10 protein-coding genes are annotated in these 7831 nt (G+C 39.9%); 2 read left to right on the top strand and 8 right to left on the bottom strand.

Annotated features, from left to right (window positions below; translation table 11 throughout):
- From AB5026_RS18355 to AB5026_RS18325, 7 genes are all read right to left on the bottom strand, one after another.
- Nucleotides 1–206 (bottom strand): hypothetical protein (locus tag AB5026_RS18355; RefSeq protein ID WP_368214111.1); only part of this gene is annotated, 206 nt, incomplete at its 3' end.
- 144 nt (nucleotides 207–350) lie between these two features.
- On the bottom strand, nucleotides 351–944 hold the full coding sequence (locus AB5026_RS18350; RefSeq protein WP_156906896.1) for a hypothetical protein: 594 nt from the start codon (nucleotides 942–944) through the stop codon (nucleotides 351–353).
- Between the two features lie 29 nt (nucleotides 945–973).
- Entirely contained in the window at nucleotides 974–1990 is a 1017-nt protein-coding gene (locus tag AB5026_RS18345) for a hypothetical protein (protein ID WP_368214110.1), read from the bottom strand.
- A 61-nt stretch (nucleotides 1991–2051) separates the two neighbouring features.
- Nucleotides 2052–2705, bottom strand: coding sequence for a hypothetical protein (locus AB5026_RS18340; protein WP_349045483.1), 654 nt, complete (start codon nucleotides 2703–2705; stop codon nucleotides 2052–2054).
- A 34-nt stretch (nucleotides 2706–2739) separates the two neighbouring features.
- Nucleotides 2740–3348, bottom strand: coding sequence for a hypothetical protein (locus AB5026_RS18335; protein ID WP_022427313.1), 609 nt, complete (start codon nucleotides 3346–3348; stop codon nucleotides 2740–2742).
- Between the two features lie 13 nt (nucleotides 3349–3361).
- Complete coding sequence (locus AB5026_RS18330; protein ID WP_147238628.1) at nucleotides 3362–4279, bottom strand: hypothetical protein; 918 nt, start codon at nucleotides 4277–4279, stop codon at nucleotides 3362–3364.
- Between the two features lie 181 nt (nucleotides 4280–4460).
- Nucleotides 4461–4961: a hypothetical protein gene (locus AB5026_RS18325; RefSeq protein ID WP_022427046.1), complete on the bottom strand. Its 501-nt coding sequence runs from the start codon at nucleotides 4959–4961 to the stop codon at nucleotides 4461–4463.
- 261 nt (nucleotides 4962–5222) lie between these two features.
- Between AB5026_RS18325 and AB5026_RS18320 the strand changes: the two genes are divergently transcribed.
- Nucleotides 5223–6314 carry an acyltransferase gene (locus AB5026_RS18320; RefSeq protein WP_015527472.1) on the top strand — a complete coding sequence of 364 codons (1092 nt, stop codon included), beginning with the start codon at nucleotides 5223–5225 and terminating at the stop codon, nucleotides 6312–6314.
- A 6-nt stretch (nucleotides 6315–6320) separates the two neighbouring features.
- Nucleotides 6321–6794 (top strand): hypothetical protein, encoded by a 474-nt coding sequence (locus AB5026_RS18315; RefSeq protein ID WP_015527473.1) that lies wholly within the window; start codon nucleotides 6321–6323, stop codon nucleotides 6792–6794.
- Between the two features lie 131 nt (nucleotides 6795–6925).
- Here AB5026_RS18315 and AB5026_RS18310 read toward each other — a convergent pair.
- Nucleotides 6926–7831 (bottom strand): calcium/sodium antiporter (locus AB5026_RS18310; protein WP_368214109.1); only part of this gene is annotated, 906 nt, incomplete at its 5' end.

Raw genomic sequence — 7831 nt, 5'->3', positions numbered from 1 at the left:
CTTTTTAACTTTCCGTTTTTCCTGATAGGAAGAGCATATTTCGATTCCTTTTTGTCATTTAACATACCGTGTACATAAAATGGATTCTGACAGTTATAACTATCCGGCACATTATAAGGGGTTTTCCATCTTGACGGTATAATAACCGTAGGAATAAATAGAATATTTGAGATCATCAGGCTTACCAGAACTGCCAAAATTTCCATTACACCTACCGGCGCCAAATAGAAATAAAAAGAGTTCAGTAATCCTCCAAATACCAGGGCATATACGCACAAATAAATTGACTTGCTCAACATGTCGATCATTTTTCTGTATAATTGTCTCTTTCTTTTCTAATACATATTCTTTTAATCAAGTGATATCTTCTCTCCATTTACAGAAATCCAGTAATCTTTCGGTTTGTGTTCCATGTATCCATAACATATCTTTTCATTTTTGTTATTTTCTGCTTCCAGAAATTCTGTTCCTACAGAATCCTTCACATCGGCTATTACATAATTATCATCATTCGGTGCTACCAGTACATACCATTCCCCATTGATTTCTATCGTTGACATATCGACATTTATCTTTACATCTTGATACTCTCTGCCTGTACCATAAAATATAGAATCTGGCAATTTCCATTTTCCAGAACTTTCCGGAAAGATCTTCCCCTCTACTGTTCCTTCATTATCCATGATAACATATGTAGAATTTTCTCCCTGGAGAATACGGATAATCTCAGCATTATCACCATATGCTTCTACAGCTTTCTCTACAGAACTGAAACTTCGGTGAGTATATATTGTATCACACACAAAGAGTCCGATTCCTAATATAACAATTGGTACAACAACCTTAACTGGTGTCTTTTTTGATTTTCTTTTATAAGAAATAGCGATCACCAGATTAACAATAATTATCAGATATACAATTGGTTCTATCACTTTGATCAGCATATTTTTTTCACATTCCCTTTGCATACAGTCTACAGATCTATATCCCGTCTTCCGATCACCCGCTTCAGTTCTTCTCTCATTTCTCTGTAAATATTTTTATATCTGGACTCACGGTCCGTACATTTTATTTTTATGATGTCATGTTTTTTCTCATACAAAACGGCCATACGACTTCGATGTTTATACATCCGTATTCCTGATCCGTCATAAAAAATCCTGCCTATAGCATCATTGATTCTCTCAGTCTGGATCACAAAGGTAAAACGTACATCTTTCTTTTTTTCTTCTCTGGTCAGCTCATTACACCAGAAAATCTCAAATGCATCATTCAGAAGCTGGATATGCATTTTTTCCATATCTGCTATATCAATGATCGCCCATAAGTTTACCTGTTGATTTTTTCTTTTCTGATAAAAACAGATTTGGTCATTCTCTTTTAATATATAATTTGCTTTTTTAGCATATCCACTTTTAAAAAGACATTCTTCAAACACCAGAGGCTGATTTTTCTCCGTTTCTTCTGTTGGATCAGGCAGTATCCTTCCTGCCAGTCCCTGCATTTCATATCCGATAAAGCTGAATGGCATCCAGATACCTTTTTTATTTCTCGGATAGCAGAAACTTTTCTTATAAATATGGATATAATATGCCTCCACTACACCAAGGCTCATTATTATTCCCCAGTAAATCCAGAAAAATTCCAGTCTGATTTCCTGATATCTTCTATGTATTATATGATCAGAAATAAACCCTGCTGTCATCAGAAGAACATAACTCAAAAGCAAAATCTGTACTACAAAATATCCATTTATCCCGGAAAAACATTTCCTCTTTTTCAACATTTTTCGTACATACAGAGGATTCCTGTCATCATATAAATTTGCAAAAGGAAACCTTTCATTTCTTGCCCAAATTCTATCTGCCGATAATACAGCTTCTCCCATTGCCGCCAAAACTAATGCCATTCTGATCTCCGGCATGATCTGGTAGCAAGCTGGTGTCAGAAGTAATGTTATTAGAAAAAAACGTTTTGTTTTTTCACTCAAGCGATATCTTCTCCCCATTTATAGAAATCCAATAATCTTTTGTTTTATGATATCTATTATTTTAATGACTACTTATTATTTTCCATCCAGTTCTGACCCAATCCTTCAAAAACCCGATTGGAACCATCTTCTGTCCATTTGCAGAAACCCAGTAGTCCTCTGGGTATTTTTTCAGATATCCATAGTAAACGTTTTCGCTTCCTTTTGCTTCGGAAAATTCTGTTCCTTCCGAATCGTATACATTCGTTATGGGAGATTTTATTCCCGGATATGGTGACACCACAACATACCATTCCCCATCAACTGCTACGGTAGATACGTCGACTATAATCCTGTCTCCTGTAAAACGCTTTGTGTCCTGAAACTCTGAATCTTCCGGAAGTTTCCAGCCGCTTTCTGTTTTTTCAAAAATCTGTGAGTCCATCGCATCTCCATCATCCATAATAACCAATGCTGAAGTTTTTCCTCGCAATGTCGCCACGACATCTGACCGATCATCATAGGCTGTTACTGCTTCCTCAAGTGTATGGAAACTTTGTTCAGCCTCTTTGCTATTTTCGGACATCATAAATATGATGACCACAGACAAAAGCGGAACCAGTATAAATATGGATATTTTTCGTGGGATTCTTTTCCTGGAATCCACAACTGCCACTATCATGAGCAACAGCAATAAGATTCCCCACGACCACCAGTTAGATAGTGAAATATTCATTTTTATGTCCTCTTTTTCCTACAATCTTGACGCTTCACAGATTGATCTCTACTTTATCTCCATCTACAGAAATCCAGTAATCGTCTGGTTTCGTTTTCAGATATCCATAATATACCGTTATATTCTCATATTCCGCTTTTAAAAATTCTGTTCCAGCCGAATCGTGAACCTCATCTATAGAATTCTCCCCCATAAGATAATGTGGGAGTATTACAATATACCATACTCCATGTATTTCTATTGATCTCATATCAATATTGGCATCTTCTGAAGGATAGCTCATACTTTTTCTGAAAAATGCTGAATCCGGCAATTTCCATTTCTTTCCATTTTTTGGAAAAATTCTTCCTTCAATAGATCCATCTTCATCCATGATAACATATGTAGATTTCTCATCCTGCAAGGTTGCTATTGGCTTCGCCTTAACATCATATGCCCGAATCGCTTTATCCAGCGAGGTAAAATTTCGCTGCACAAATACTGCCTGAAACATGATAAATAACAAGCCAACCAAAAAAATTGGTCTGATTATAAAAAGCGGTACCTTTTTAGATTTTTTCTTGCATACGAGAGCAACCGCCAATGCAATAAACATTAATATTGTTATAACTCTTTCGAAAATGCTCAATATCAGATTCGCCATATGATTCCTTTCTTCAGCTATTAATGGATTCTATCTCCGAATCATCATATATTTTCTTTAACTCTTTTCTCATTTCCTTATTGATATTCGTATATCTTGAATTATTATCAGCCCATTTTACTTTCAGGATATCGTGTTTGCGTACATATAATACAGGCAGCCGGCTTCTGTGCTTATCCATAAAGATTCCCCCGCTTTCATAAAAAGTTTCCTGCAGGTAATCATTTATTTCATCTACCTGGATTACAAATGTAAAACGAATATCATTCTTTTTTTCTTCTCTGCTCATCTCATTGATCCAGAACTCTGCAAATTTATCATTTAACAACAAAACATCATTTCTATCCATATCTGTAATATCTATAAGCGCCCAGATATTCACCTGATTATTTCTATTTTTCTTGAAAAAACTTACTTTTCCTTTTTCGTCCAGTTCATATTCTGACTTTTTTTGGTACTGGTTATGTAAAAGCTCCTTTTCAAATACAACGTTTCGCTCTTCGACCTCTTCTGGAAAAGTTATTTTGATATCTATTAACTTCTCGTATTTGTAACAGATAAAACTGAATGGCATCCAGATTCCTTTTTTATTCTCTATATACATGTAGCTTCTTGCATGAATCCTAACACTATGCTTCAGAAATTCAACATACCCCACTATCATTAAAATATGCAGTGATAATAACGCTTTTTCAATCGCATCATTCCCACTGCTATTCGTCCAACATTTCCAACAGGAATATACTGCTGCAAAAAAAACATCTGTCAAAAGCAACATTTGAAACAGAAAACAACCTCTGATTCCGGAAAACCATTTTCGATTTTTTCTCATCATCCCATAAACATATAGAGGATTTTCATCTACACTTTCCGAAGAAATATCCTGATCCGCTCTTCCGCCAAATCTGAATACCCATCCAGTCAATGCCATATATCCCAAACCGGCTACTGCAAATGTGAATCTATCATCTTCAAAAATCCAACGATATGACAAAAATAAAATACAAAATAACAAAATTTTTTCAGGTATATTATTTTTTCTTTTTCGGTTTATTATGATCCCCCCCCCCTAGTCGTCAAATACATTTCCCATATATTTTTACATACAAAACTTATACATAAACCCAATATAACTTTCCTAAATACTTATAACACTTCATATACCGCGTTCCTTTTCCCGGAGTATACTCACATCCCCCGCCAATAACTCTCCCATACTTTCGTATTGCAATATTAGAATTAACCTTCCTATTACTCCAATAATCTCTAGAATAAGCATTTATTCGCGTTACTGTTAATTGCCTCATTTTTTCATTTTTTTCTTCATTAACTGCCCTTCGTAGCGGTAATGCCTCTGCGAATGAAAGGTTCATATTTGAAATTCTTCGATTTGCGTCATGGTAATCTTTTCTCATATATTTCAAATATCCTTTTTGATTTTGCTTTGGTCCTATATTATCTACAGCACTCCAAAATAATGATATTCCCGCACTTACCGCACCATTTATAACCGCACTTGTAAAATCTCTATTTTCATAATAATCACTTACAAACGAAGTAACACCACTTACAACTGCACCTGTTGTCGAACCACCAATTCCCAAAAATCCCATAGCGGTTCCAAGTCCTGCGGAAGCGGCAGTGATCCAGTTTATCTCTGACAGATTTTTCCCCAGCTGCTATACTTGTATTCTACTACAGTCTCTCCGGCGTCGTCAATCAGTGCAATGACATCATTCTGCAATAATAAATTTTTCGTTACGGTTCCCTCCGACAGCTTTCCAATCTCCCACGTTCATGCTATACTAAACCTATCTCTGTCTGCCCGTTTCAGTCATGGGGCAGACTTATTTTTTTCAGGAAAGGATTTATTTATGAAGCGTATCAAAAATATCGATCTGCTCCGTGCGGGGGCGATCCTCTACATTATGCTGTATCACTGCTACGTTCTGTCCGGGCAGCCATGGCAGTCGCATACAGCCATCCACACACTTCTGACTCTTGGAGGTGAAGTAGGAGTTACACTGTTTTTCCTGTTAAGCGGATATGGGATCTATCTTTCCCTTTCTTCTTCGGAGGCGCGAGGCTGTCTCCCCGGCTGGCGGGCTTTTATGAAAAAGCGCTGCATCCGCATTATGCCCCAGTATTATGTATGTATCACGGTCCTTCTGATCTTTATGTCTACGCAGATGTTCAGCAATGAGGGACTTCGGCATATCCTGGCGTATTATACTTTTACGGAGAACTTTTCCCCGGTGACTCATGGTTCCATCAATGGTGCGCTGTGGACGATGGGCGTGATCTTTCAGTTTTATCTGATTGCCCCGTTCCTTTATAAGGCAGTCCGGAAAAACTGGCTCGTCTCTGCCATTGTGTCCATTGTTTTCACTGTTATCTGCCGGTTCGCAGTTGTCCGCTATCTCCACAATTCCGGGATTTCGGATAACTCTGTATATTTTGTATACGAGCGTCAGGTATTCTCTGCGCTGGATAATTTCGTGCTGGGAATGGCTGCTGCCGCTTTCTGGAAACAGACCGGAGATCGTATGCAGGATTACCGGCTGAAGCTTGGACTTCCGGTTTCTATTGCAAGCACCGCACTGATCCTGGTATGGATCTTTTATTATCACAGTCACGGGCTTTATGGCACCGCTCCCTCCGGTTATCCGGCACATTCCATCCTTGCAGGCCTGTTCAGTATACTACTTGTGGGATTCCCCCTCCTGCCGGAAATGGATTTCAGGTTTCTGCATCCGCTGTACTTCGTAGCCCGGAACCAGTACGGGATCTATCTGTGGCATATGCCCATCATCATGATCCTGCAGGCCAATGCGCCATGGTTCAACACCATGAGCCAGCAGCGCTTCTGGCTGTTTTTGCCATGTATGGTGGTCATCACCTGCGTATTCGGCTATTTTGCAACCCGCTTTATCGATCATCCCGCTTCTGCGAAAAAGAAAGGATAACTTCCCATGAAAGACAGAACCGCCGTTAACCACAATATCCGCAAGCATTTTAACGAACTGATCTACAACACAGCCCGTTACACAGAAATCGCATTATCCATCGTGATCATTATCGTGATCGCACTGTCCGGACTGCGTCTGATCCTTACAACTGCCGGTACCTCCATCATGGATATGGACACCAGCTTTTTTACCAGTTTCCTGTCACAGGCACTGTCTCTTGTAGTCGGTGTGGAGTTTGTAAAAATGCTCTGTCGCCATTCCGCCCAGACTGTTGTGGAGGTCCTGCTTTTTGCAACAGCAAGGCAGATGGTCGTGGAACATCTCGATCCTGTACAGACACTGATCGGGATCATCGGTATCGCCATTCTTTTTGCCATCCGGAAATATCTGATGACGGACAGCGATGATATGACCCCGCATCAGAAGAACGCTTCAGAAGAATCCTCAAAAAAAGCTTTCTCTTCTGAGTGCAAATGAGCATAATTGCAGAAAAGCTCCAACTGTATCCCGATATTGATACAGTTGGAGCTTTTCTTATAAATTTTGCATTGGTATAAACCCTATCCGATACTATTATCCACGTCGGACCAGCTGCATGCCCACAACAGCTATCTCCAGATAATATACCCTGCATAGACTAGGTACATACACACCATGGAAATTCCCTCTTTCCGGCTGATCCTCTGCTTTGTGGCCGCATAGATCCACACGATCAGCGAGAACACGATAAGTATGACAATATCAATAATATTTTCCCGGATCAGTGCCACCGGATTGATGGCAGATGCAACTCCGAGAACCATCAGAATATTAAAAATATTGGAGCCTACCGCATTTCCCACAGCCATATCCACTTCGTTCTTTCTGGCTGCAACCACGGAAGTCACCAGCTCCGGAAGGGAAGTTCCGATAGAAACAATGGTCAGTCCCACCAGTGTCTGGCTCATTCCAAGATCAATGGCAATGCGGCTGGCAGCATCCACAGTAAGATCTCCGCCAAAGGCAATGGCAAGTGCGCCTCCCACAATAAAAAGGATGCTCTTCGGCCAGGAAAGGATGCCGATTTCTTCTTCCAGCTCTTCCATTCCTTCCATGTCCACATTTTTTCCTGCTGCCCTGGCCTTCATGGCACTTTGGATCATTACCACAATATAGCCTGCAAAAAATCCCAGCAGGATCATTCCATCCAGATGACCAAGTCTCATTCCGATCGTATCTCCTGCTGCCAGGATCCCAAGCCCCAGAAGAAGGAGCGCACAGATCATGGAAAACGGAATATCCCTCCGGATGGTTTCCTTCTGTACCAGGATCGGCGTCAGGATGGAACAGACTCCAACAACTACCATCAGATTAAAAATATTGGAACCTACCACATTGCTGACCGCAAGCTCATTGTTATTGACCAGTGACGCTGTAACGCTGACTGCGGTTTCCGGAAGAGATGTTCCCATTGCCACAATAGTAAGACCGATGATGATCGGCGGCACCTTCAGCCTTTTTGCAATACTGGAGCT

The organism is Blautia sp. RTP21359st1_E11_RTP21359_211015, from assembly GCF_040910705.1.
Classification (GTDB): domain Bacteria; phylum Bacillota; class Clostridia; order Lachnospirales; family Lachnospiraceae; genus Blautia_A; species Blautia_A fusiformis.
This window is presented reverse-complemented; position numbering and strand designations above follow the sequence as displayed.

Bases quoted from the DNA above. Each gene is read 5' to 3' on its own strand.
- AB5026_RS18350 (WP_156906896.1), bottom strand. From the start codon at position 944: ATGCTGATCAAAGTGATAGAACCAATTGTATATCTGATAATTATTGTT.
- AB5026_RS18315 (WP_015527473.1), top strand. From the start codon at position 6,321: ATGAAAGACAGAACCGCCGTTAACCACAATATCCGCAAGCATTTTAAC.
- AB5026_RS18330 (WP_147238628.1), bottom strand. From the start codon at position 4,279: ATGGCATTGACTGGATGGGTATTCAGATTTGGCGGAAGAGCGGATCAG.
- AB5026_RS18325 (WP_022427046.1), bottom strand. From the start codon at position 4,961: ATGGGATTTTTGGGAATTGGTGGTTCGACAACAGGTGCAGTTGTAAGT.
- AB5026_RS18340 (WP_349045483.1), bottom strand. From the start codon at position 2,705: ATGAATATTTCACTATCTAACTGGTGGTCGTGGGGAATCTTATTGCTG.
- AB5026_RS18320 (WP_015527472.1), top strand. From the start codon at position 5,223: ATGAAGCGTATCAAAAATATCGATCTGCTCCGTGCGGGGGCGATCCTC.
- AB5026_RS18335 (WP_022427313.1), bottom strand. From the start codon at position 3,348: ATGGCGAATCTGATATTGAGCATTTTCGAAAGAGTTATAACAATATTA.